18 protein-coding genes and 1 pseudogene are annotated in these 23,458 nt (G+C 61.0%); 5 read left to right on the forward strand and 14 right to left on the reverse strand.

Translation table 11 applies throughout. The annotated features are described in order from the left end of the window. Nucleotides 1-15 precede the first annotated feature (15 nt). From ACYAS9_RS19800 to yaaA, 12 genes are all read right to left on the reverse strand, one after another. Nucleotides 16-714 (reverse strand): alginate O-acetyltransferase AlgF, encoded by a 699-nt coding sequence (locus tag ACYAS9_RS19800; protein WP_463569950.1) that lies wholly within the window; start codon nt 712-714, stop codon nt 16-18. Then, entirely contained in the window at nt 677-1,903 is a 1,227-nt protein-coding gene (locus ACYAS9_RS19805) for an alginate O-acetyltransferase (RefSeq protein ID WP_463569951.1), read from the reverse strand. Before ACYAS9_RS19805 ends, ACYAS9_RS19800 begins: the two co-directional genes overlap by 38 nt. A 10-nt stretch (nt 1,904-1,913) precedes the next feature. Next, complete coding sequence (locus ACYAS9_RS19810) at nt 1,914-3,467, reverse strand: MBOAT family O-acyltransferase (protein ID WP_463569953.1); 1,554 nt, start codon at nt 3,465-3,467, stop codon at nt 1,914-1,916. 97 nt (nt 3,468-3,564) lie between these two features. Next, the gene (locus ACYAS9_RS19815; protein ID WP_463569954.1) at nt 3,565-4,707 is read right to left on the reverse strand and encodes a mannuronate-specific alginate lyase; all 1,143 of its coding nucleotides are present in this window, start codon (nt 4,705-4,707) and stop codon (nt 3,565-3,567) included. Between the two features lie 10 nt (nt 4,708-4,717). Beyond that, a complete protein-coding gene (locus ACYAS9_RS19820) occupies nt 4,718-6,178 on the reverse strand; it encodes an alginate O-acetyltransferase (RefSeq protein ID WP_463570220.1) in 1,461 nt (486 codons plus the stop codon). 14 nt (nt 6,179-6,192) lie between these two features. After that, on the reverse strand, nt 6,193-7,803 hold the full coding sequence (algG, locus tag ACYAS9_RS19825; RefSeq protein WP_463569955.1) for a mannuronan 5-epimerase AlgG: 1,611 nt from the start codon (nt 7,801-7,803) through the stop codon (nt 6,193-6,195). A 28-nt stretch (nt 7,804-7,831) separates the two neighbouring features. Then, nucleotides 7,832-9,340 (reverse strand): alginate export family protein, encoded by a 1,509-nt coding sequence (locus ACYAS9_RS19830; protein ID WP_463569957.1) that lies wholly within the window; start codon nt 9,338-9,340, stop codon nt 7,832-7,834. Further along, nucleotides 9,337-10,752, reverse strand: a complete 1,416-nt coding sequence (gene algK, locus ACYAS9_RS19835; protein ID WP_463569958.1) for an alginate biosynthesis TPR repeat lipoprotein AlgK — start codon at nt 10,750-10,752, stop codon at nt 9,337-9,339. The genes ACYAS9_RS19830 and algK overlap by 4 nt, the downstream gene beginning before the upstream one ends. A gap of 2 nt (nt 10,753-10,754) precedes the next feature. Next, nucleotides 10,755-11,927, reverse strand: a complete 1,173-nt coding sequence (locus ACYAS9_RS19840; RefSeq protein WP_463569959.1) for a PilZ domain-containing protein — start codon at nt 11,925-11,927, stop codon at nt 10,755-10,757. 40 nt (nt 11,928-11,967) lie between these two features. Beyond that, a complete protein-coding gene (gene alg8, locus ACYAS9_RS19845; RefSeq protein WP_463569961.1) occupies nt 11,968-13,449 on the reverse strand; it encodes a mannuronan synthase in 1,482 nt (493 codons plus the stop codon). A gap of 105 nt (nt 13,450-13,554) precedes the next feature. Further along, nucleotides 13,555-14,871, reverse strand: a complete 1,317-nt coding sequence (locus ACYAS9_RS19850; RefSeq protein ID WP_463569963.1) for a nucleotide sugar dehydrogenase — start codon at nt 14,869-14,871, stop codon at nt 13,555-13,557. 827 nt (nt 14,872-15,698) lie between these two features. Continuing rightward, nucleotides 15,699-16,478, reverse strand: a complete 780-nt coding sequence (gene yaaA, locus ACYAS9_RS19855; RefSeq protein WP_463569965.1) for a peroxide stress protein YaaA — start codon at nt 16,476-16,478, stop codon at nt 15,699-15,701. 222 nt (nt 16,479-16,700) lie between these two features. Between yaaA and ACYAS9_RS19860 the strand changes: the two are divergent. From ACYAS9_RS19860 to moaE, 5 genes and pseudogenes are all read left to right on the forward strand, one after another. Further along, nucleotides 16,701-17,861, forward strand: a pseudogene (locus tag ACYAS9_RS19860) (polysaccharide deacetylase family protein); the annotation flags it as partial. Nucleotides 17,862-18,294: 433 nt separating this feature from the next. Continuing rightward, nucleotides 18,295-19,689 (forward strand): PhoH family protein, encoded by a 1,395-nt coding sequence (locus tag ACYAS9_RS19865; RefSeq protein ID WP_463569967.1) that lies wholly within the window; start codon nt 18,295-18,297, stop codon nt 19,687-19,689. A gap of 103 nt (nt 19,690-19,792) precedes the next feature. Further along, nucleotides 19,793-20,293 (forward strand): cyclic pyranopterin monophosphate synthase MoaC, encoded by a 501-nt coding sequence (gene moaC / locus ACYAS9_RS19870; protein WP_463569968.1) that lies wholly within the window; start codon nt 19,793-19,795, stop codon nt 20,291-20,293. After that, nucleotides 20,290-20,535 (forward strand): MoaD/ThiS family protein, encoded by a 246-nt coding sequence (locus ACYAS9_RS19875; protein WP_463569969.1) that lies wholly within the window; start codon nt 20,290-20,292, stop codon nt 20,533-20,535. Before moaC ends, ACYAS9_RS19875 begins: the two co-directional genes overlap by 4 nt. Before the next feature lie 2 nt (nt 20,536-20,537). Continuing rightward, nucleotides 20,538-20,990, forward strand: coding sequence for a molybdopterin synthase catalytic subunit MoaE (moaE, locus tag ACYAS9_RS19880; protein ID WP_463569970.1), 453 nt, complete (start codon nt 20,538-20,540; stop codon nt 20,988-20,990). 3 nt (nt 20,991-20,993) lie between these two features. Here the strand turns inward: moaE and rhlB are convergent, their stop codons facing one another. Together rhlB and ACYAS9_RS19890 are read right to left on the reverse strand one after the other, a co-directional pair. Next, the gene (gene rhlB / locus ACYAS9_RS19885; protein ID WP_463569971.1) at nt 20,994-22,469 is read right to left on the reverse strand and encodes an ATP-dependent RNA helicase RhlB; all 1,476 of its coding nucleotides are present in this window, start codon (nt 22,467-22,469) and stop codon (nt 20,994-20,996) included. 120 nt (nt 22,470-22,589) lie between these two features. After that, nucleotides 22,590-23,246 (reverse strand): alpha/beta hydrolase, encoded by a 657-nt coding sequence (locus tag ACYAS9_RS19890; protein WP_463569972.1) that lies wholly within the window; start codon nt 23,244-23,246, stop codon nt 22,590-22,592. Between the last annotated feature and the right edge of the window lie 212 nt (nt 23,247-23,458).

Genomic DNA, 23,458 nt, shown 5'->3' on the forward strand with positions numbered 1-23,458 from the left:
GGGATCGGAAATGCTTCAACGGGTTTCGACCGGTGGCTTGACCCAGACCGGCGACAGGTTGCTGCCGCTGCCGGTGATGTACAGCACGGCGGCTTCACCACGCTCCAGCGCCACCGGCTTGACGTCGGAGACTTTGGTGTCGCCGTTGTAAAGCGCCAGGCTGACTTTCACCGGGTTGATCTCGCGCTCGCCGGTGCCCTTGGCGGCCACGGCCTTGACCACATCGGTCTTGCCGTCGGCGGTTTTCAGGCTCAAGGACTGGTCACTGAGGTTCTGCACGCGCACCAGCGACTTTTGCTTGTTCTTGAACGGCGACTCTTCCACCAGTTGCGGCTTGCCGGTGGCGTGGTTGACCAGGGTGTAGTAGTGATCGCCGGCCAGTTTCACCGGCAGGCTCTGGCTGCCGAGCTTGGCGGTGTAGTCGCCTTGCGGCAGGAAGCTGAACGCGGTGCTGCCCAGCGGGGCGACGTCGTTGAGGCTGGTGTTGCCGACGCTGGCGCTGATTTCGCTGTTGCTGGCGTTGTAGACCCGCACGAAGGTCGAGCCTTTAGGTGCGACCGGGCCGTACAGCGCCGCGTCACCGGCGGCCATGGCCGGCAGCGAAGCCGCGCTCAGGCCCATGCCCAGCGTCAGCGCCAGGGCGCAGCTTTTGATCAGGCGCGTGGTGCGCAGGCGGTCAGAAACCGAACGATTGGCAGTGTTCTGTAAGGTCATAAGGGCAGTCCTCTCTGTGATGCGCCCGTTCGGGCGTCTCGGATGGTCTGGCGCTGAACGCCAGGTTTTCTTGGGTATTGCGGGTTTTCTTCAACTCGGCGATCCACTGGGCATCGAACTCGCCCAGATCGTTGTGTACCGGCAGATAACGCTCGGGGAATTCCCAGATCACCACCGGCGGCGGGTTGTTTTTGAACGCATCGGTTTGCAGGTACTTGAGCATCGGCAAGACCGGGCCATGGCCGTCTTCGGCGTAGTTGACGACATCGCTGTGCAGCGCCTGCTTGAGCGCACCCAGGAAATTCCAGTTGGGGTTGGCGCTGTAGCTGGTGCCCACCAGACCCACGGCAATGTCGTGGTCGGCGAACAGCGCGTCGTTGCCTTCAGTGGCGGCATCGACCGCTTCAGTGCTGCGTTTTTGCAGCGCGTCGGGCTTGGGCAGCAAGTGGCTGAACAGCGGGTCCAGCGGCAGGAAGTTGGTCAGGTCACCCTTGTAGTCCGAGGTGCCCTGGTCGGCGGTGACAAAGTGCTGCGGCTCGGCGTTCAGCGGGGCCTGGCGAGCGATGGTCTGGCCCAGTTGCTGGGCGACCACTTCGGCGCCCATCGGCGTCCAGTGCGTGTCGGTACGCAGGAACACCTGGCCGCGTTGCTTGGCTTGTTGCAGCGGTGTCAGCAGGTCCGGCGCGACGATTCCGGCTTGCGCAACCTGCTCATGAAAGCGCTGGTACAGGTCACTGTGCAGGCGCGCCGGGGTGTGTTCGCCGATGTGCTCGGGGTACAGGCGCGTCTTGGCCGGGACAATCGCCAGCACCAGTTGCGAGCCCTGTTTGCGCAGCGCTTCCTGTACGCCGCGCACCAGCGCCAGGTTCTCTTGCAGGTTGTGCTCGCCGCCTTTGATGGCGTCGAACTCTTCGTCGCTGAACAGCCATTGGTCCTCACCGACGACCACGCCAGGGCGGCCTTCGTTGAACAGCTTGTAATCCAGCGCCGCCCACAGATTAGTGCCCAGGCGCTTGATCGGGAACTCATCGTCGTAATGAGTCTCGGCGGCCTTGGCCCATTTACCGTTGAGCAGCGTGGTGGCCGGCGTCGTCGAGAAGCTGGCAAAGCTGCGCAGCGACCAGACGCCCAGCACCAGCAACAGGCCCATGAACACGCTGACGTAGAGGATGCGTAATGAACGGCTCATCTCAGGCTCCTCAGAACTGGAAGTACAGGAACGGCGAAAAACTCTGCGCCGACAGTTTCAGGATCGAGGCCACGAACAGCAGCAGGATCAAGGCGCGCATGGCGTAGCGTGGCCAGTCGGCCTGCCAGTAAGCCGGTTGCACTTGCGCCTCGTGGCCCACGCTGAAGCCGGGCTGATGAATGCTGCTGGCGTTTTCGCCAGGCACTGCCTTGACGGTGCCGAGGGCGTCGGGGGTGACGCCATCGGCGCCAGGCTTGAGCGGTTTGGCCGGACGGTGGGTGTAGAAGTCGCGCAGGCCGAAGAACGCCAGCGTGGCGTAGGCCAGTACCAGCGTTGCCACTTGCAGGCCGGTGAGGTTGGCGCGGGTCAGTTCCGACAGTTGCCAGTCGCCAAAGCTGAACATCGCGCCATACATGCGGCCGGCGACGTGCAGGTTTTCGGCGCGGAAGATCACCCAGCCGACCACCACCAGCAGGAAGGTCAGCGCCCAGCGGATCGGGTTGAAGGCATAGGGTTTGGTGTCGATGCCCACGGCCTTTTCGATGGCCAGCCACAGGCCGTGCCAGGCGCCCCAGATCACGTAGGTGATGTTCGCGCCGTGCCACAGGCCGCCGAGCAACATGGTCAGAAACAGATTGCGATAGGTCGCAAACTTGCCGCCACGGTTGCCGCCCAGAGTGATGTACAGGTAGTCGCGCAACCAGGTCGACAGGCTGATGTGCCAGCGCCGCCAGAACTCGGTGATCGACTGACTGATATAGGGCTGCTTGAAGTTTTCCATGAAGCGAAAACCCATCATCAGGCCCAGGCCGATGGCCATGTCGCTGTAGCCGGAGAAGTCGAAGTACAGCTGCGCGGTGTACGCCAGCGCGCCCAGCCAGGCATCGCCGGTGGTGGGATTGTCGAGGGCAAAGCAATGGTCGGCCACCACCGCCAGGGTATCGGCGATGAAGACTTTCTTGATGAAGCCCTGCATGAAGCGCGTGCAGCCTTCGGAGAATTTGTCGAGCGTGTGGGTGCGATTGTTGAACTGGTCGACCAGGTCGCGAAAGCGCAGCACAGGGCCGGCAATCAGGTGCGGGAAGATCGCCACGAATGCTGCGAAATCGATCAGGTTGCGGGTCGCCGGCGTGTCGCCGCGATAGACATCGATGATGTAGCTGATCGACTCGAAGACATAGAACGAGATGCCGATCGGCAGCAGCACATGGGTCAGGATGAACGGCTCAAGACCGACCGAGGTCATCATCGCGTTGATGCTGTCGACGCCGAAGTTGGCGTACTTGAAGTAACCCAGAATGCACAGGTCGACGCCCACGCCCAGCAGCAACCAGCGTTGTGCCGGCTTGCTGCGAACCCCGGCGGCGCCCACTTTCAGGCCGATCCAGTAGTTCCACACCGTGACCGCAATGAACAGCGCCAGGAAGTCGACCCGCCACCAGGCGTAAAAAACGTAACTGGCCAGCAGCAACAACAGGTTGCGATAGCGTTGCCCGCTTATGTAGTACAAGCCGAGAAAGATCGGCAAGAACAGGAAGAGGAACACATTGGATGAAAAGACCATCCCCATATCTCCGATTGTCCGGAATCGGGAGCCAAAGCCCCCCCAAACCCCCCCGTGAAAAATGAGGGGGCGTACACCATCAACTCATTACAGCGACTTACGAACCGTCGCGGTCATGCTGCGGGTCATAGACCCGGGTCAGGTCACCACCAAGGCGAAAGGTCTTGAACGGCTGCTTTTCGTGCTTTTTTTCGAGTGCCTTCGCGTCGCACTGGTACAGCGAGCAATAGGGTTCGAGCCAGGCAAATTTCGGGTCCTTTTTCAGGTCTGTCATGTCCTGCTTGTGGCCGCCGCGTTCGGCGAATTCATCCGGGTCGTCGACGCCTGCCAGCACCCGGTCACCCAGGCGCTTGAGGGCGCCGTTGTTTTCCGGGCGCAGGTCGACACCGTTGGCCTGGGCGAAGCTGGCGATCATCGCCAGTGGCGGCAGGGCATAGTTGTGATAGGCCAGGGCGCGTTCGCGGCGCTTGATCTCGTTGGGCAAGAAGCCTTGCGGATCGACCTGGCTGGCGGCCACCTTGAACTCCTGCACCGACCAGTCGAACAGGTCGCGGCGATTGGTCGCCACGGCGGTGGACATCACCGACCAGGCGGCCCAGTAGGAGTGGTTGTTGATTTTTTCCAGCGGCAGGTTGCTCCAGTCGCGGATCACCTGGTCGGCCAGTTTGTTGAACCAGCCTTCGATTTCCTGAGCCTGTTGCTGGTGGTTGGCCAGCGGCCGCGAGTCGGAGAACTTCAGGCGCAGATAAGCCGCAGACATGCTGCCCAGCGCCCATTTGCGCATCGACTTGCCGGTGTGGTTGTACTGCTGCGATTCCAGTGCATCGGCGCGGGCCCAGGTGGTGAGCATGTTCAGCGCACAATCGAGCTGTTCCGGGCGGCCGTCGCGCATGTACTGCATGACCACCTTGCTGATCCCGCGCTCCAGATCAGTGATGTCCTGGGTGGCATCGCGAAAGGCTTTTTCTGCCGTTGCGTTGAGGGTCGAACGGGCCTTGTCGGAGCCTTCGTATTTGCTGCGAAACACCAGCTCGCCGGTGTACGGCGTCGGAATCGCGGCACAACTGAAGTTATGGCTGCCGGTCTTCATTTGCTCGATCGGTGCTGAATAACCGGGTGGCGCTACCAGCGGCGCACCCGGTGTGGCGGTTGCGTTACCCGCCTGTGACGGCATCGAAAGCGTCGTTGCCAAAATGGCCAGTGACAGCAGTGCAGGGCGTAGGGCTTTGCGGGTCTGCATAAAATTCACCTCATCGTCCGGCTTGCGCGGTCTGTTGCGCGGGGCTGGAAAATACATTGCGTTTGCACACCTGGGCCTTGACCTTCTGGGCTTTGGTGCCGGGTTGCGGCCCTTCGATTTCTACCGCCAGCAACTGCTGGTTGGCCCAGTCTTCGTCTTCACGCAGCTCGAAGGCGAAGCGACCATCGGTGTCGGAGGTTTCGGGTTTTTCGATCTTCAGGTCTTCGTGGCGGCCGTTCATGTACCACAGGCGTGCCTGCAGGACTTTGACCGAGGTGTCCTCGAAGCGAATATCGACCTGGTTGTCGCTGTTGCGAATGTTCTTGATGCCGTTGGTGCCGTTGACCAGCACTTCATTGTTGCCGGGCTTGAGACTGGTCTCGCGGCTAAGCAGCGCAGGCTTGCCTTCGCAGCCGTTGTCGAGCAGCGAGAGCATTTGCCGCCATACGGTTTCCTGGTCCAGGCGGTACAGCGGCGAGAATTCCCAGATCAGCACCTTGGGCGGGTTGTTCTGGAATTCCTCGCTGCCCAGGTACTGCAGCATCGAACCTTCCAGGCCACCGCCAGGGAAGGCGACGTTGTAGACATCGGCGCTCAGGTACTCCTGCAGGAAGCCGCCGAAGTTGTAGTTCTTGCCGCTGTGGCTGGTGCCCACCAGGGTGATCTCGGGGTTGCCCGAATCGCCGAACAGGTCGCTGTCGCCGGCTTCACCCTTGGGTTCGGTGGCGAACTGATCCATGTACTGCACCGAGTAACTGGTGCCGCACAATTGGCCGGCCATGTTGTGCAGGGTGCCGGTCTTGCCCATGCGCCCGGATTTCAGGCTCTCGAATTCGCGCTTGGGAATATCCGCGTAGGCGGGGATCTTTTTCACCGTCTCGGCCACGCGTTTGGCGGTGCGCTGGGCGCCATACGGGGTCCAGTGCTGGTCGCCGCGAAAGTAGAAATCGTGGGCTTCATTTTCATTGGCCAACGGCGACAGGTCCGGCACCCAGTAGCCCATCTTGCTGAAGCGGCCGAGCATGTCCTGATAGTTTTTCAGGGCGGTGTCGTAGGCGAACTTCTCGCGGTCGGCGGGCAGCAGTTTGTTGCGATCAACCAGGCCGCGGGTCGGCTGGTAAACCACCACCAGTTCCACGCCTTTGCTCTTGAACGCGCGTTGCAACTGTTGCAGGCGTTTGTAGCCCAGCGCCGAGGTGTTGAACTCGGTGCGCAGGTCTTCCTTGGTGCGGAACAGCCAGTCGCCTTCGGCCTGGATCAGGGTGGTGAAGTTCTGCTGGTAGCGGGTGGTGTAATTGCGCGCGTCATGGGCGGCCGGGCACAGCTGGCAGCACGGTTCTGCGGTAAAGGCCGGCGCCTGTTCATCGGCGCGTGCTGCACCTGCGGCGGCCATCAGGGCGGCCGTCAAGGTGGCCGTCAAGGTGGTAGAAAGGCTCGGCAGACCGAGCCATTTGATCACATGGGTGTGCATGAAAATACCTCGGCTCATTCGCGCAGCTCGGTCTGGCTTTCAACGGGATCGATCAGTACGGCTTTTTTCTGGCGTACCAACAGGTCGAATATCTGTGACTGGTTTTCGCCCAGGATGCCGCTGAGGGTGATGCCGTTGGCCTTGGTCGGCGCAAGCATGGCCACGTTGTAGAGCTCGATGCTCAGCGGCGAGTCGATTGAAAGCGGGCCGGAGCCATTGCCGGCCAGCTCACCGCCGACCACCAGCAGCGACACCTGGGTGTCAAAGGGGTCCAGCTCTATGTCGCGGTCGGTGTCGCTCAAGTCCTTGATGTGGCCGTAGACACCGACCAGGCCGTTGCCCATGGCAAAGTTGTTGTACAGCTTGATGTTGGTGCTGTTGCGCACCCGGATACCGTGGCGACGGTTGGCGATGACCCGGTTGCCCCACAGCAGGTTGTCGCCGCTTTCGTACAGGGTGATGCCATCGGTGTGGTTCTGATAGATATCGTTGTCGGCAACGATATTGTTGATGCTGTTACGGTCGAGCATGACCCCGGACAGATTGTTGTCGTAGCTCTTGTTGCGAAAGATGAAGCTGTCGTTCACCTCGCGGGACACGATGATGCCGTGCTTCTTTTTCGTCCCGTGCACGGTGTTCTCGGCAATGATCAGACCGTGCGAACGGTCGTGCGGGTCAATGCCGTAGACGATGTTGTCGCGGTAGGTATTGCCCTTGATGACAAACCCCAGGGTTTCGTAGCAGTAGAAGCCGTACCACAGGTCGACGAACTCCGAGTCGACGATCCAGCCGGTGGGTTCGGGACGCTTGAGCACCTTGGCGGCGTTGGGCGTGTACTGTGAAATGCTCACGCCGTAGGACTTGCTCTGGTCGTAGCCCAGGCTGTTCAGCTTGCTGCTGGCAATCCAGGTGTGCGAGCCACCCCAGGACAGCAGGAACGGCCGGAATTCCTTGGCCTGGCGCCATTTGGCCAGGCCGTTGCGTGCCTCGCTCCAGCCGTTGATCTGTGCATGGGTGATCAACAGGTTGCCTTCGTTGACGATGAACGCGCCCTGCTCCTGAGACAGGCGCAGCTCATGGGTGCGCTTGTCGATTTCCAGCGTGCCGGTGTCCTTGACCAGAATCGGCACCCGGGCAATGAACACCCCTGGCGACACTTCGCTGAGCAATTGCTTGGGCACCTGGCGGGCGATGTCCTGCAGGCTGGCGTAACCGTTCTCGACCACGATGATCTGCGGAATGCCGCGCTGGCGCGCCACCCACTCGGACATCTTGTTATCGCCGCCGACGAACTCCTTCATGCCGTTGCTTTCATCCATCATCCGCGTAACCCGCACCTTGCCCCTGGTGTTGCGCTGGATCTTTTTCAGGGCCGCTTCAGTGGTGTAGCCGGACAGGTCGGGCAGCACCGGCTTGTCCATGGCCAAAGGCTCCACGGGCGGGCTGCTGATGGTGTAGGTCTTGGCTTGTTGCAGTTCCTTGACCACTTCCTTGACCGGCTCCGACACCACGGGCGTACTGGCCAGGGCCACGCTGGCCATCAGCAGTGCGCTGCCCAGCACTGCTGTTTCGAGTAGCGCGTGCGGCCAGGGCCGCTGGCGGGCATGGCTGGGTTGACTGTTCATCTCATCGCACTCCTAGGTCCGGCTCGCATCAGAAGCGCCAGATGACATCGACGATGGCGCGGTGCATGTAGCTGTCCACGTCGCCGTGGTAAGCGTCGCCCGGTTTGAAGACGCCGGCGCGCAGGCGGATCAGGGCCGAAGGCTCATCGATCGACTGACTGAGCGCCGCCGGCAGCAGACCCTGCTTGAAGTACTTGGTGACCACCAGGTCCATCTCCTGACCCAGGTCCTTGCGGCCGTCTTCCAGCGGCAGTGAACTGAAGGTGTTGGTCGGGATGCCGTTGCCGTCCAGCTGTTCCTGGGTCGGGTTGACGCCCGCACCGCCGATGCGTGCATTGCCGTCGACACGGCGGAACTTGTGGTAGATCAACGAGGCGTCGTATTCGTCGTTCAACTGCCAGGAGGCAAACAGGGAGGCGCTTTCAACGTTGGCCATTTCACCCTGGAACGCCTCGCCGAAGCGGTGGACCCGCGAACGGGTGCCGGTCCAGTTCGAGCGGTTGCTTTCAAGGCCGGTCTGTTCGTAATTCTTGCTGGCGCGCGAGTACGCGGCGCCGACCTGCCATTGCGGGTCAAGGCGCAGGCGCAGGCCCAGGTCGGTGGCCCAGCCGTCGACATTGCGACTGCGTTTGTCGCCGGCCAGGTATTGATCGGTATTGCTGTCGTAGGTGGCGCCGATTTCGTCACGGTCGCCGGTCAGCCAGGTCAGGCTGCCCCAGTAATTCACCGTGTTGCTGTTGCGATGGTTGAAGGCATCGCTGTCGGCTTGCAGGCCCAGCCAGGTCAGGTCGCCATTGGCGGTCTTGTCCAGATCGTCGAGCACTTCACCGCTGCGTTTCAGCTTGCCGTCGTCGTGACTGTGGTGGGCGCGAATACCGGCCCAGTGTCCCGGCGTCCACTGGTAGCTGGCCGAGCCGAACAGGTGCTGGCGGTCTTCGTCTTCGGGCGACAGTTCGGTCAGGTCGGTGCGGTACTCGCTGAAGCGCTGGGCGGCGCCCAGGTCGGCGCGCAGCAGGGTGGTATCGAAGGTCCAGTTGATCGCCTCGATGTTGGAGTCGCGCCACTGGCCGTCGTTGTTACGCAGGCGCTGGCGGCCGACCTTGAGCATCTCGCCAGGGTAGGGCGTCAGGCCGTTGTAGCCGACCCAGAATTCACGCAGCGCGGCGTAGCTCTTTTTCACTTCGCGCTCGCTGGCATTGCCGCGTGCCACTTGCGTGCCGGTCTCGCCATTGCTGTTGGTCGCTGTCTGTTCCAGCGGGTCGGTCTGAATCGTGTCGGTGGCGGTCACCACCTGACCCATCGCATAGCCGCTCCAGGCGCCACGCTCGCCATACACCCATGGCCGCAGGTCCAGACCGATACCGTTGACATCACCCCCTGAGCGGGTACCCAGATCGCGGTCGTCTTCACTTTGTGCGGTGATCTTTGCTTCCAGGCCGAAGTTCTGGTCTTCGGTCATGGCGGCCAGCGTCGGGCACGCCCACAACAGGGTAAAGCCAAGGCCCATGCCAGCGGCCATCAAAGGGTTGAGCTTCATAGAGCTTCCTCAGCGTTGTCTTTTTGCAGGGTCTGCAGGACCAGCGCGCTCTGGCTGGCGGTCGCACCCCGGACGTTCTGTTCGCGTTCGAGCAAGGCTTGGGCTGTGGCGAGTTGTTCCGGTGGCAGTTGTTGGGTGACTTGTTGGGCCAGTTCAATGGCTTGCGGGGTATTGGTGGCCAGGGCCAGTTGACCAAAGACCCAGGCATTGACCGGGTTGGGCTTGATGCCGCGCCCTTGCGAGTACAGCTGCGCCAGGGCGTAGTCGGCGCTGTTCTGGCCGCCGCGGGCAGCGGTCAGCAGTTCATCGACGGCCTTTTGCGGCTCGACATGGCCCAGATAACCGCGCCGGTACAGTTGCCCCAGGTAGTAATGCGCCGAGATTTCGGTGGCGCTGGCTTTACTCAGGTGTTGCTCGGCCTTTTTCGCATCGGCCGGCAACCATTTGCCTTCGTAGTAGATACGCCCCAGCAGCAGTTCGGCGCGGGGCTGGTCGGCCGCGCGGCCGTTGTCGAGGTACTCCATCAACTGCTCGACATTGCCCTGTTCGGGGAAGTCGTAGAGCAGCTTGGCCAGGGTCACCCACGAGGCCGGATAACCCGGCGCAATCCCTTCGAGCAACTGCTGTGCGGTCTTGGGATCGGGCGTGCCGATCTGGGCGTCGCCCAGCACGCGGGCCACGCTGTCGACCCTTGCCGCGTCGACACGGCCGGCGGCATGGGCGCTGTTGAGTTGCTCGAGCAGCGCCTTTTGCGGTTCGGCCTGGCCGCGGGTCTGGTACACGGTGGCCAGTTCGACGTAGCACAGGTCGGTGCTGGCCAGCGCCTGCTTGCAGATGCTTTCGACTTCATCCAGATGCTCGGCGTAGGTGTTCTGGGTGCGATACAGCACGATCTGCGCCAGGCCCGCCTCGGCATAACCCTGCTCGCGCCACTGGTTGATCTGCTGCTGGGCGTTGACCTCGGGGAAGCTCTGCGGGTATTGCAGGTACAACATGGCCAGGCCCATCAGCGCGCCGGACTCACCGTTGGCAAAGGCTGTTTTCAGCAGCTTTTCAGCCTCCTGGTGCTCAGCCTGAGTAGCGCCGGGCTTGGCGGTCAGCAGCCGGCCCAGGCGCGACTGGGCGCGTGGCGATGTCGCGGCGGCCTGACGATACGTGGCCTCGGCCTGTTTGAGGACCGCAGGGTCGCCACTGGCAACCTGAATATCGGCCAGCCCGACCTGGGCGTCGCTGTAGCCCAGGTCAGCCAGTTGCCGGTAGTTTTGCTCGGCCAGGGCGGTGTTGCCGTTCTGCATGGCTTCATTGGCCAGGCGCAGGTCGGGCAGGCCGGCGCAGCCGGTCAGGCCCAGGCTCAAGGCAACAGCCACGGCCAGGCCCAGCGTCGATGGAGGTAGGGTCGACAGGCGGCTCATGGTCAAAAACCCGCAGCGGTGGCTTTGTCGATCAGCCAGTTCATGGATGGGCCGCGGTCGCTGACCACCTCGACAGGGCGACCGACCAACGCGCTGCTCAAGGCTTCGTCAGGCTTGATCTGCACGCGAATGTCGGTCGACAGGTCAGTGTTGGTGAGGTTGGCACTGGTCACGACCTGGCCGCTGCGTATCTGGTCTTCGCCGGCCACCTGGAAGCTGACCCGCGCGCCGGGCTTGACGTCGTTGAACTGGCGGTAAGTGAAGCGCGCATCGATGGTGGCCTCGGTGTCTTGCGGCACCAGCTGGAAGATCACCTGGCCCTTGGCGGCGTACTGACCGTCGGCGACCAGTTGGCGGGCCACGACGCAGTCGCACGGGCTGGTCAGGGTGCCGCTCATCTGCTTGCCGTAAAGCTGTTCGATCTTCGCCGGCTGCAAGTCTTCACCGGTCAGGCCGCCCTTGAGCAGCTCGAGCATGTTGGTGTTGAACGTCGCCAGCGGCGCGCCTTTCTGGGTGACCTGATTGAACATCACCAGGCTTTGCACGGTGCCTTCGCGAGGCATGGTCACGTCCATGCTCGGTACCGTCACCAGGCCTGCGGTGGCATGGCTGACGAAGTACAGGTTGTAGACGGTCTTGAGAATGAAACCGAAGGCCCCGAGACCGACAATGAAAATCCCCAGGCTGAAGGTCACTGCACGCAGCCGGCCGAGCACGCCCATGCCGCCGTCGCCGGCCTTGTTCTTGCGCGCCTTGGTGAAGTTGTCGCGTTGCAGGGTCGCCAGCACTTCGCCGACGCTGACGATGTCGCCGGCCAGGTGCGAGGTGATCAAGTGGCGCAGGGTGGCGATGTCCTGAGGCTCCAGGTTCTGGAACTGGCAGCCGACCCGGCCGGTCTTGGTGTTGATCGAGCGGATCTGCAACTCGACGTCCATGGCCAGGCCCAGGTGGTCGATCAGAAACTGCAGGCGGCCTTTGATCACCTCGCCCACGGTCAACTGCTGGGTGTTGGGAGTGATGTAGCTCAGGCCGCCCGCCGACAAGTCTTCGACGCGCACCAGGGGCGCATTGGGGGCACCGTTGAGCAGGCGCAGCCGGGCCGGCAGCTTGACCCGGGCGTGTTGACGCTGGGCTTCGGATTCATGCACGACATTGGCATTCACGGCTGTATTCATGGTGAGGCTTCCTGATAGATCGTTGGCTTCAAAGGTCCGTTCAGACCATGGTCAGCAGCACGGCGACGAAAATGCTGCCGGCCGAAAAGGTCATGGTTCGCGACGACCAGGTGTTGAACCAGCCTTGAAAGCTGGCCATGTCGCGGCTGAGTTTGGTGTCCTGGCGGGTCCAGGACTGGCGGTCGAGGCGGAAGAACACATAGATCTTCATCAAGGCCCCGACGATCTGGTTGTAATAAAGAATCATCGGGTAGGCCGGACCGATCCGGTGCCCGGAGCAGGCCAGCAGCAGGGTGAGGATCAGGCGTGTCATGCCGATCCACAGCAGGTACACCAGCAAGAACGCGCCGCCGTATTTGAACGCGGCGATGATCGCCACGGTCAGGCCCAGGATCGAGGTCCACATCGACACGCGCTGGTCGAACAGCACCACGCTGGTGAACAGCCCCAGGCGGTTGACGCCCAGCCCCAGCGCGCGGGAGTTCTGCCGCAGGTTGTTGCCGTACCAGCGGTACATCAGTTTGCGGCTGGCCTTGAAAAAGCTTTTTTCAGGTGGGTGCTCGACGGTGTTGATCGCGGCGTCCGGCACGTAGAACGTGTCGTAACCCAGGCGCATCAGGCTGAACCAGCTGGACTTGTCGTCGCCGGTCAGAAAGCGAAAGGTGCCCAGGCGCCAATGGTGCAGCGAGTCGCTTTCGACGTCGGCAATGAACTCGGGGTCGGTGACTACTGTGGCGCGAAACATCGACATGCGCCCGGTCATGGTCAGCACCCGTTTGGACAGGGCCATCGAGCACATGTTGATGTGGCGCTGGGCGAAGCGCAGCTTGTGCCATTCGCTCATGATGTAGCCGCCGCGCACCTCGCAAAACTCGTTGGTGGTCAGGCCGCCGACATTGTCGAACAGGTGGAACCACGGCACCGTCTTGGTCACCACGCCTTGGGAAAGTACGGTGTCGCCATCGATGACCGCCACCACGGCGCGGTTGTCGGGCATGTGCCGCGAGATGGCGCGAAAGCCGTAGGCCAGGCCGTCACGCTTGCCGGTGCCAGGAATACGCACGAAGTCGAGGCTGACCCGGTCCGGCGGATTCATGCGTTCCCACAGGCTCTTGACCAGCAGTTCATCGCTCATCTCGACCAGCGAACAGACCACGGTGGTCGGCAGGCCGCAGTCGATCGCCTCGCGGATCACCGAGCTGTAGACCTGGGCGGTGGTCAGCGCGTCGATACGAAAACTGGTGACCATCAGAAACACATGCGACGGGTCGGACGCCTTGCCCAGCGCGCGAACCTTGCGCCGCAAGTGCGGGTAGACCACGTACAGAAACAGCATGCCGCGCACAAAATGCGTGGCGCCCATCGAGTAGCGCCAGACACCGACGATACCGATCAGGAAAATGAAATGCTTCGATTGCGAATCGAAAATGCTGGTGGGCAAAGCCATGACCAGCGCTAACAGCAAGGTCAGGTAAAACAGCCAACCGGCGGCCTGCAGCAAGCCGTGCTTGAGCCTTTGCATAATCTGGATCCTTAACACTCAGTTACCAGCTGCAAGCCAATAAGCTGCAAGTGAAAGCGCCATGGCTTGAACTTGCAGCTTGCAGCTCGTTACTTGCTGCTGCCGTTACCAGCAGATGCCTTCGCTACGACCGTTTTGCGCGGTAGCGTGGGTCATGAAACCCACCAGGTCGACGACGTGCTTGCCTTCCGGTGCCTTGTCTGCCAGGGCGCGGAAGCGCTCGTCACGGTTGCCCAGAATGATCACGTCCGAGTCGCCGATCACCTGATCGAAGTCCGCGTTGAGCAGTGACGACACGTGCGGGATCTTCGACTCGATGTATTCCTTGTTGGAACCGTGCATGCGGGCGTACTCGACATTGCTGTCGTAGATGCTCAGCTCGAAGCCCTTGCCGATCAGCATCTCGGCCAGTTCCACCAGCGGGCTTTCACGCAGGTCATCGGTGCCCGCCTTGAAGCTCAGGCCCAGCAAGGCGACCTTGCGGGTGTCATGGCTGGCGACGATGTTGAAGGCGTTCTGCACCTGCTCGCCGTTACTGCGCATCAGCGAGTTGAGCAGCGGCGCCTCGACATCCAGGCTGCCGGCGCGGTAGGTCAGGGCGCGCACATCCTTGGGCAGGCACGAGCCGCCAAAGGCAAAGCCGGGGCGCATGTAGTACTGCGACAGGTTGAGGGTCTTGTCCTGGCAGACCACGTTCATCACGTCGCGGCCATCGACACCCACCGCCTTGGCGATGTTGCCGATCTCGTTGGCGAAGGTCACCTTGGTGGCGTGCCAGACGTTGCAGGTGTACTTGATCATTTCGGCGACGGCGATGTCCTTGCGGATCACCGGCGCGTCGAGTTCGGCATACAGCGACTCCAGCAGGTCGCCCGACAGCGTGTCGAACTCGCCGATGACGGTCATTGGCGGCTTGTCGTAGTCATCGATCGCGGTGCTTTCACGCAGAAATTCCGGATTGACCGCCACGCCGAAGTCGACGCCGGCCTTCTTGCCCGAGCAATCTTCCAGGATCGGAATCACCACGTTGGCCACAGTGCCCGGCAGCACCGTGCTGCGCACTACCACGGTATGCCGCGAGTTCTTTTCACGCAGGACAAACCCTATTTCGCGGCACACCGATTCGATGTAGTCGAGTTCCAGGTCACCGTTTTTCTTGCTCGGTGTTCCGACACAAATCATCGACAGGTCAGTGGCACGAATAGCCTCGGAAAAGTCCGTGGTGCCGCGCAATCTCCCTGTATCAATACCTTGTTGCAGAAGGGCTTCCAGGCCGGGTTCGACAATGGGCGACTTACCGTTATTGATGAGGGCGATCTTGTCGCTGGAAATATCCACGCCGACCACCTCATGACCCCGTGCAGACAGGCAACCGGCACACACGGCACCGACATAACCCAAACCAAAAATACTGATCCGCATCGTACTCTCCTCGAACGTTACATCTGTCGCCACCACGTGGCTGGATATAAATAGTGCCCGCAGTTTCCCCGCATCAGGCAGCGGTGACTTATATAAGTCACATAACTAACGGAGGCATGTTTAATGTAATGAGTTGCCAACTACAGGATGGGCTAACTCAACTGGCGCCTGACACAGGTGGCAAGTTGCCTGCCCAGACGGGCGGGGTCCTGCTCTGGGAATCCTGTATCACTTCTGAGCGGAGATCAGCAGCCCGCTTGATCAGAACAGTACGAAGCCTGCGCCCCGGTGTCCTGTCTCGTCCTGTCTGAACTATTCCGATCAGTGCATTTCCTGTCTGGCTGTTATGGATGTGGGTTTGATTCGATACCTACAGCATTGATCATCCCAGGGATCAAACTTCGTTGCGGTAACACCTTTTACCGACGTTTGTGTTTCTGCTCTTTCTGTACGCCATCGCCTACAGGCTGTCGCAGAATTGTTACGGGATGTAGGAGCCCGAACATTATGAAATAGTTCCTGGCCATTCATCCTGTTTCCGCCGCTGTCTTATTGATGCTCAAAAATTACAGTCATTGCAAAATGATAGCGATTCTCACAGAGGCCTTTATATTCGGGTGCTTCACTTAACAGTATGGTTAATGGCTATTATTCATTCGCGGCGAAGTGCCATCGTTAAAAAAGTTGATTATTTTTTTCTACGTCGGCAACTGAAAAGAAGTGTAGGCCTAAGCTGACATTATTACGACGCCATTTATCTGGCTTTTTTGTGCGTTGACTTGACAGCGGCCGGTGCAACGAATAATTCGCCGCACCGGTCATTGTTTTCAGGCGGGCGGGGTGTCGCGCAGAAACACCAGTTTGTCCGTGGCGGACTGTTCGGCGCTGTAGTAATAACCTTGCACATCAAAGCCTTTGAGGGCTTCAGGCGAGTCGATGCGCTCGTCGATGACGAAGCGGCTCATCATGCCGCGCGCTTTTTTCGCGTAGAAGCTGATGATTTTGTACTGACCGTTCTTGTAGTCCTTGAATTCGGTATTGATGACCCGTGCCTTCAAGGCGCTGCGCTTGACCGCTGAAAAGTACTCGGTCGAGGCCAGATTGAGCAGCAGGTCGTCGCCCTGGTCGCTTAATGCCTGATTCAGCCATTCGCTGATGCGCGTGCCCCAGAAGGCATACAGGTCCTTGCCACGGGCATTGGCCAGTCGGGTGCCCATTTCCAGACGGTACGGCTGCATCAGGTCCAGCGGGCGCAGCAGGCCGTACAGGCCCGAGAGCATGCGCAGGTGTTGCTGGGCGTAATCGAGGCCTGCCTCATCGAGGGTCTCGGCAGCCAGGCCCGTGTACACATCGCCCTTGAAGGCCAGCAGCGCCTGCTTGGCGTTGTCCAGTGTAAAGGCCGGCGTCCAGCTGCCGAAGCGCGCAGCATTAAGGCCCGCCAGCTTGTCGGAAAGGTGCATCAACTCGGCAATCTGGTTCGGTGCCAGCTCGCGAAGCTGGGTAATCAGTTCCTGAGAGTGGTCCAGGTACTGCGGCAGGGTATGGCGGGTGGTCGTGGGCGGGGTCTCGAAGTCGAGGGTTTTCGCTGGGGAAATCACCATCAGCATGCGCTTGTCTCCTGAAGTCGTGGCGCAATTCTAGGGGCTGATGACGCATGACTCCAGCTATCCTAGTAGGAGCGCGCTTGTCCCGCGACCGAGCGCTCTAGCGCTCGCAAAATTTATGAAACGCTGAAAATTCACGACTGCTAACGCAGCCGGTCGCGGTGGTCCGGCATTCCGGCAAGCGCGCTCCTACAACGGTGTATTTGATAAGGGTGGGCATCGGATTTGCGTATCGTTCTGGCAGTTTGCGTGTGTCTGTTGGGGTTCAAGGTGCAGGCGGCAGTACCGCCGGTGGCGATCATCGATCGCAGCCTGTGGCCGGAGCGGCTGGAAAGCCCGGCCTTGTTCGATGTCGCTTCACGGGCCGAGATTCTCGGATTTGCCCATGCGCTATGGGCCAGTGAGCAGCTCGATGAAGAGGGGCTCAAGCAACGTCTGGGGCTGCGCTACATCGACGTCGCCTCGCTCAATCTGGTGCGTAATCGCCTGTGGGAACGGTTGCTGGTGAATTTTCGCCAGGCGCGAAAGAGCTGCACCGAGGACGCCAACTTCTGTGTCTATGCGCGCGATATGGAGCAACTGCGTCAGCGCGCCGAGGAATTCAAGATCGGCGACGACTCGTTCTACGCTGCGTGGGGTGCGCCCAGTGCCGCCTTTCACAGGCTGTATCTGGACGAACTGCTGTACAAGGCCGCGCTGTTCCCGCAGACCAGCAGCGAGATCGCCCGCTACAACTCCGATGAACTGAGCGGTGACGAGTTGCCGGACCGCACCTTCATGCTCAATTTCGAAGGCGGCCCGAGTGCCACCCATGGCGACACCGACTGGCTGGCCGACTTCATGCGCCAGCAGAACATGACCGCGACCTTCTTTGTGTTGGGCAAGCAGTTGCAGGCACGCCTGGACAGCAGTTCTGCCGGCGCCATTGCCAATGTGTACCGCCAGCAATGTGTCGGCATTCAGGGCTGGGAATATCGCTCGCACAGCCAGTGGCGCGACTGGCAGGGCTCGGTACAACGCAGTGCCGAGCTGGTCGAGCGCCTGCTGCCGGACAATGTGGTGCCGCTGTTTCGTCCGCCTTACGGGCATCGACGCGCTGACAGCGGGGAGTTTTTCCGTTCGTTGAACCTGCGAGTGTCGCTGTGGACCATCGATGCCCAGGATCAGTCGGGGCGCCTGACCTCGGCGCAGATCAGCGATCGCACACAAACCCTGATGCTGCTGTGGCGCCGGGGCACGGTGGTGTTTCACGATTCGGGTTCTCAGGCGCAATCGGCGTTGCCGCTGCTGCTGGCCAATAGCGCGCAAAGCGAGCTGACCTGGGACGACTGCCGCAACCTGTCGCGCGAACCGGAACCAGAGCCGGAACCCGAGCCCGAGCCAGAACCTGAATCGGGTGATCAGGAAGAGCTACCGCACGAGTCGCAGAGTGTGGAACCTGAGCAGGAAGATCAGCAAATACAGGCACCTGAGGCCGCGCAACCGGTGCAGCGCGTCGAGCCTGCGCAGCTGCAGGACCCGGAAGGCCAGGAGGAACCTGACGCAGTGAATTAATGAATGTAAACGTGCAGGCGTCGACCGCCAAGCGCTATTCGTCATACTGTGAAATAAACTTCAAAAAACTGTCAAAGTGCTTTTTTCTGTCATCTGTTTTGCGGTATTACCTGAGTCAGACCGCCGAAACCTGCAACACAGGTGGCGTCGCACAAGACCCACCTTGAGCCCCCGGCTCCCCTGCCTCAAGGGAAGCCACCGGCGGTCCCCCAGTGGCACGGATCTCAATGATGCCGTGTCCAGGCTTCTGAAAAGGTGAGCGAGTATGGATGACCACGGACGCAGCCCCTCCACTAACCAGCCTATCCTTTACGTGCTCGATACCAATGTATTGATCCATGATCCCAACGCATTGCTGAATTTCGAAGAACATCACGTTGCCATTCCGATGACGGTCCTGGAGGAGCTGGACAAACTCAAGGATGGCAAACACTCGGTCGCCGCCGAATGCCGCCAGGCCATTCGCCTGATCGACAAGACCCTTGGCGAGGCCTGTCCCGAAGACGTCGAGCGCGGCGTACCGATTGACCGCGGCACCGGGGTTTTCAAGGGGTATCTGTCGATCCTGATGAGCAAGCGCCAGGAGCCCACCAGCCTGCTGCCCGAGCACCTCAACGACAACATCATCATCAACCAGTTGATCGAACTGCACGCCCGTCACCCGGATCGCGACGTGGTGCTGGTCACCAAAGACATCAACATGCGCCTCAAGGCGCGCGCCTGTGGCATTGCGGCCGAAGACTACAGCACCGACCAGCTGGTCGATGACGTCTCCTTGCTGTCGCGCGGCTATCACGAACTGAGCGGCTCGTTCTGGGACCGGGTCAGCAAGGTCGATACCCGCCAGGACCACGGTCGTACCTGGCACCGTGTGCAACTGAGCGAAAACCTGCCGGCGGTACACCTCAACGAGTTCATCATCGATGAGCAGGGCTTCGTCGGCTGGATCAAGGGCGTCAAGAACGACGAACTGATCATTCTGGATATGCATCAGGAGCCGTTGCTGCACCAGGAAGCCTGGGGCCTCAAGCCTCGCGATATCCATCAGGCGCTGGCGTTGTTTGCCCTGCTGGACCCGGACATTCATCTGGTCAACCTGACCGGCGCTGCCGGTTCCGGCAAAACCATCCTGGCGCTGGCCGCCGCCATCGAACAGACCATGGTCAGCAAGCGCTACCGGCGCATCATCGCCACCCGCAGCGTGCAGGGTCTGGACCAGGAGATCGGTTTTCTGCCGGGCACCGAGGCCGAGAAGATGGAGCCGTGGCTGGGGGCTATCACCGACAACCTCGAAGCGTTGCACATGGATGATGAAAACACCCATGGCAGCGTCGACTACATCCTCAGCAAAGTGCCCTTGCAGTTCAAATCCCTCAACTACATCCGGGGCCGCAGCTTCCAGCAGAGCCTGATCCTGATCGATGAATGCCAGAACCTGACGCCGCACCAGATCAAGACCATCATCACCCGTGCCGGCGCCGGTTCCAAAGTGGTCTGCCTGGGTAACCTGGCGCAGATCGACACCCCTTACCTGTCGGCCACCAGTTCCGGGCTGACCTACCTGACGGAGCGCTTCAAGGACTTCCCCAACGGCGTGCACATCACCCTGCAAGGCGTGCCACGCTCCATCCTCGCCGAATATGCCGAAAGCCATCTGTAGCAGCTACAAGAGGTCAAGCCGCAAGCTGCAAGTCAGGCAGCTTGCGGCTTGTAGCTTGTAACTTGGCGCTGCACAATCGTGCTCCTGCAAAGGAGTAACGATTGTGCTGACTCATCTCGATTCCCAAGGCCGCGCCAATATGGTCGATGTGACCGACAAGGCCGTGACCTTCCGCGAAGCGGTGGCCCAGGCGCGGGTGCGCATGTTGCCCACCACCCTGCAAATGATTGTCGCCGGTGGCCATCCCAAGGGCGATGTGTTCGCCGTGGCGCGCATTGCCGGCATTCAGGCGGCCAAGAAAACCAGTGACCTGATTCCTCTGTGCCATCCGCTGATGCTCACCGGCGTCAAGGTCGAGCTGGTAGCCGAGGGCGAGGATGCGGTGCTGATTACCTCGCGCTGCAAGCTGTCCGGGCAGACCGGTGTTGAAATGGAAGCGCTGACCGCCGCCAGTGTCGCGGCGCTGACGATCTACGACATGTGTAAAGCGGTCGATCGCGGCATGGTCATCGAGTCGGTGCGCCTGCTGGAGAAACTCGGCGGCAAGAGTGGTCACTATCAGGCAGATGCAGGCCAGGCAGATGCAGGCGAGGGCGGACAATGAGCCTGACCGTGCAGTATTTCGCTCGCTATCGTGAGGTGCTGGGCCTGGACAGCGAACAGCTCGAAGATGTCTTTGGCAGCGTCGATGAGGTGCGTGAGCACCTGCTGAGCCGTGGCGAGGCCTGGCAAGTGCTGGCCGAAAAGGGTCTGATGTGCGCGCGCAATCAGGAACTCTGTTCGCTGGCCGAGCCGTTGCAGGACGGCGACGAAGTGGCATTCTTCCCGCCTGTGACTGGAGGTTGAGCATGAGTGTTCGAGTGCAGACGACGGCCTTCGATGCGGGTGCCGAGGTCAATGCCCTGCACGCCGCCAACCGTGGTGTGGGCGCGGTGGTCAGCTTTATCGGCTATGTGCGCGACTTCAACGACGGCCAGGAAGTGTCAGGCATGTTCCTGGAGCATTATCCGGGCATGACTGAAAAGGCCCTCGACAAGATCGTCGAGCAGGCGCGCGAACGCTGGTCGTTGCTGGGCGTCGAGGTGCTGCATCGGGTCGGGCATCTGCAGCCGGGCGAGCCGATCGTATTCGTCGGCGTCACCAGTGCGCATCGGCAGGCCGCGTTCGAGGCCTGCGAATTCATCATGGATTACCTGAAAACCCGCGCGCCGTTCTGGAAACGTGAAAATACGCCAGAGGGCCCGCGCTGGGTCGAAGGCCGCGTGAGCGACCAGCAGGCCGCCCAGCGTTGGGACACGTAAGCCTTAAGGGCGTTTACGTTCTACGGCACGCAACAGCTCGGTCGGCGGCATTTCGCAGCTGATCTTGCGGCCCAGCTTTTCTTCGATGGCCGGCAACTGGTAAGAATCGTCTTCGCCGGCAAAGCTGATCGACACGCCGTCAGCGCCGGCACGGCCGGTACGACCAATGCGGTGTACGTAGTCGTCGGGCATTTCAGGCAGGGTGAAGTTGATCACATGGCTGATGCCGTCGATGTGAATCCCGCGCCCGGCCACATCGGTGGCCACCAGCACGCGAATCTTGCCTTCGCGAAAACCTTCCAGGGTCTTGATGCGCTTGTGCTGCGGCACATCGCCCGACAGTTGGGCGGCATTGACGCCATCGCGTACCAGGCGCTCTTCGATGCGGCGCACTTCGTCCTTGCGGTTGGCAAAGACCATCACCCGTTCCCAGCCGTTGTCGGTGACCAGGTTGTACAGCAGCCTGTACTTGTCGGCCGACGCCACGGCATAGATGTGCTGCTCGACGTTGGCGTTGGCCACGCCCTGAGCCTCGATCTCGACGATGGCAGGATCGGTGGTCCATTGCTTGGCCAGGTTCATGACGTCATCGGTGAAGGTCGCCGAGAACAGCAAGGTCTGACGCTCGCCCTTGTGCGGGGTCTGGCGAATGATCGAGCGCACCTGCGGAATAAAGCCCATGTCGAGCATGCGGTCGGCTTCGTCGAGCACCATCACCTCGACCATGTCCAGATGCACCTCACCGCGCTGGTTGAAGTCCAGCAGACGGCCCGGGGTGGCGACCAGAATGTCGCAATAGCGCGCTTCAAGCTGCTTGAGCTGCTTGTCGAAGTCCATGCCACCGACAAAGCTCATGACGTTCAGGCCGGTGTAGCGCGTGAGGTCGGCGGCGTCCTTGGCGATCTGCACCACCAGCTCACGGGTCGGCGCGATGATCAGCGCACGCGGCTCGCCCATGTAGCGCTCTTTGGGCGGCGGGGTCTGCAGCAACTGGGTGATGGTCGAAATCAGAAAGGCCGCGGTCTTGCCGGTGCCGGTCTGTGCCCGGCCAATGGCATCGCGGCCCTTGAGGGTGTAGCCCAGGACGCCGGCCTGGATCGGGGTGCAATAAGGAAAGCCCAGATCGTGGATGGCGTGCATCAATGGCGCGGCAAGGTCGAAGTCATGGAAGCGGGTCTTGCCTTCCTGTGGCTCGACATTGAAGTCTTCGGGTTTCCAGGTGTCGACCGGTTTGGGCGGTCGTTCGCGGCGCGGGCGTTCGGCCCGTGGCGGCTTGGCAATGGCCACTGCCGGTGCTGGCGTGTCACCTGCTGGCTGCACGGGCAATGGCGAAGAAGAAGGCGGTATCACAGCAACAGGCTGGACGGGGAGAGCATCGCCGGTAATCACTGAAGCGGGGGTCGATGTGGTCGGAAGGGGCGCAAGCTGCTCAGCCTCGCTTTTACCGAACATCTTCTTGAGTGCTTTGAGCACGGTCATCTCGTCAATTGGTCAAGGAATGTACGCCGAGCAGTGTAAAGCAAGTTGGGTACTCGGCGTAGTGTCATCCATAGAGGGCTACAAAACCTGCGTTTCAGAGGCACCCGTTGAACCGCGGTGTTACCGCAGCTTGTCGGTCAGCCAGGTACGGATGTCGGAAATCTCTTGGGGTAACACTTGGTGGCCCATCGGGTATTCCTGCCACTGCGCGCTGACGCCCAGTGACTTGAGGTACTCATAGACCGTACGGCCCATGGCATTGAGCACCACTTCATCGTGGTAGCCATGCAGGCAATAGGCCGGAATGCGCTGCTGGCTGGCCGAAATAGTCATCTGTTCATTGAAGGTCGGTGCGTAGGTCGACAGCGCCAGCACACCACCCAGCGGGCCCTGCCAGCGGCGGTAGGCGGTGTGCAGGACCACGGCGCCACCCTGGGAAAAACCGGCTAGAAAGATCCGCGACGGATCGATGCCGCTGTCGCGCTGGGCTTCGATCAGGTCCAGTACGGTTTGCGCCGATACTTCCAGTTCTTCATGGCTGATGGCGCGCGCAGGACTCATGGCAATGATGTCGTACCAGCTGGGCATCTGATAGCCACCATTGATGGTGACGGCACGCATGGGGGCCTGGGGTAACACAAAGCGGGTGGTGGTCAATGACGTCTGCAAAGCCTGGGCGACAGGCTCGAAATCAGTGCGGTCGGCCCCCAGGCCATGCAGCCAGATGACACAGGCGTCGGCTTGGGTGGCGGGCTCGAGTATCAAAGGTTGAGTCATGATTGCTCCAGTTTGGTGCGCTAGGGTGTCGGCCGTGCATTCAATGAGTGCCGGGCCTGGCGCGGCCCATTCAAAAGTGAACGAAGATGTCGCAAGGTTACAACTTTTGCGCTTGACCTGTTGGTTTATCGAATCAGCCAGCAGTGTGGTACGCGCTTTGCTATGAAGAATGCGGAGTCAGAGCGCTCACGTCGTCCGGTAACACTATTTGG

It is taken from the genome of Pseudomonas sp. HP_08, from assembly GCF_055284095.1.

Coding starts and splice junctions, on each gene's coding strand:
- ACYAS9_RS19840 (WP_463569959.1), bottom strand. CDS start 11,927: ATGAATACAGCCGTGAATGCCAATGTCGTGCATGAATCCGAAGCCCAG.
- ACYAS9_RS19820 (WP_463570220.1), bottom strand. CDS start 6,178: ATGCACACCCATGTGATCAAATGGCTCGGTCTGCCGAGCCTTTCTACC.
- ACYAS9_RS19810 (WP_463569953.1), bottom strand. CDS start 3,467: ATGGTCTTTTCATCCAATGTGTTCCTCTTCCTGTTCTTGCCGATCTTT.
- ACYAS9_RS19805 (WP_463569951.1), bottom strand. CDS start 1,903: ATGAGCCGTTCATTACGCATCCTCTACGTCAGCGTGTTCATGGGCCTG.
- ACYAS9_RS19815 (WP_463569954.1), bottom strand. CDS start 4,707: ATGCAGACCCGCAAAGCCCTACGCCCTGCACTGCTGTCACTGGCCATT.
- algK (WP_463569958.1), bottom strand. CDS start 10,752: ATGAGCCGCCTGTCGACCCTACCTCCATCGACGCTGGGCCTGGCCGTG.
- ACYAS9_RS19890 (WP_463569972.1), bottom strand. CDS start 23,246: ATGACTCAACCTTTGATACTCGAGCCCGCCACCCAAGCCGACGCCTGT.
- ACYAS9_RS19865 (WP_463569967.1), top strand. CDS start 18,295: ATGGATGACCACGGACGCAGCCCCTCCACTAACCAGCCTATCCTTTAC.
- moaE (WP_463569970.1), top strand. CDS start 20,538: ATGAGTGTTCGAGTGCAGACGACGGCCTTCGATGCGGGTGCCGAGGTC.
- ACYAS9_RS19800 (WP_463569950.1), bottom strand. CDS start 714: ATGACCTTACAGAACACTGCCAATCGTTCGGTTTCTGACCGCCTGCGC.
- rhlB (WP_463569971.1), bottom strand. CDS start 22,469: ATGACCGTGCTCAAAGCACTCAAGAAGATGTTCGGTAAAAGCGAGGCT.
- alg8 (WP_463569961.1), bottom strand. CDS start 13,449: ATGCAAAGGCTCAAGCACGGCTTGCTGCAGGCCGCCGGTTGGCTGTTT.
- yaaA (WP_463569965.1), bottom strand. CDS start 16,478: ATGCTGATGGTGATTTCCCCAGCGAAAACCCTCGACTTCGAGACCCCG.
- ACYAS9_RS19850 (WP_463569963.1), bottom strand. CDS start 14,871: ATGCGGATCAGTATTTTTGGTTTGGGTTATGTCGGTGCCGTGTGTGCC.
- algG (WP_463569955.1), bottom strand. CDS start 7,803: ATGAACAGTCAACCCAGCCATGCCCGCCAGCGGCCCTGGCCGCACGCG.
- ACYAS9_RS19830 (WP_463569957.1), bottom strand. CDS start 9,340: ATGAAGCTCAACCCTTTGATGGCCGCTGGCATGGGCCTTGGCTTTACC.
- ACYAS9_RS19875 (WP_463569969.1), top strand. CDS start 20,290: ATGAGCCTGACCGTGCAGTATTTCGCTCGCTATCGTGAGGTGCTGGGC.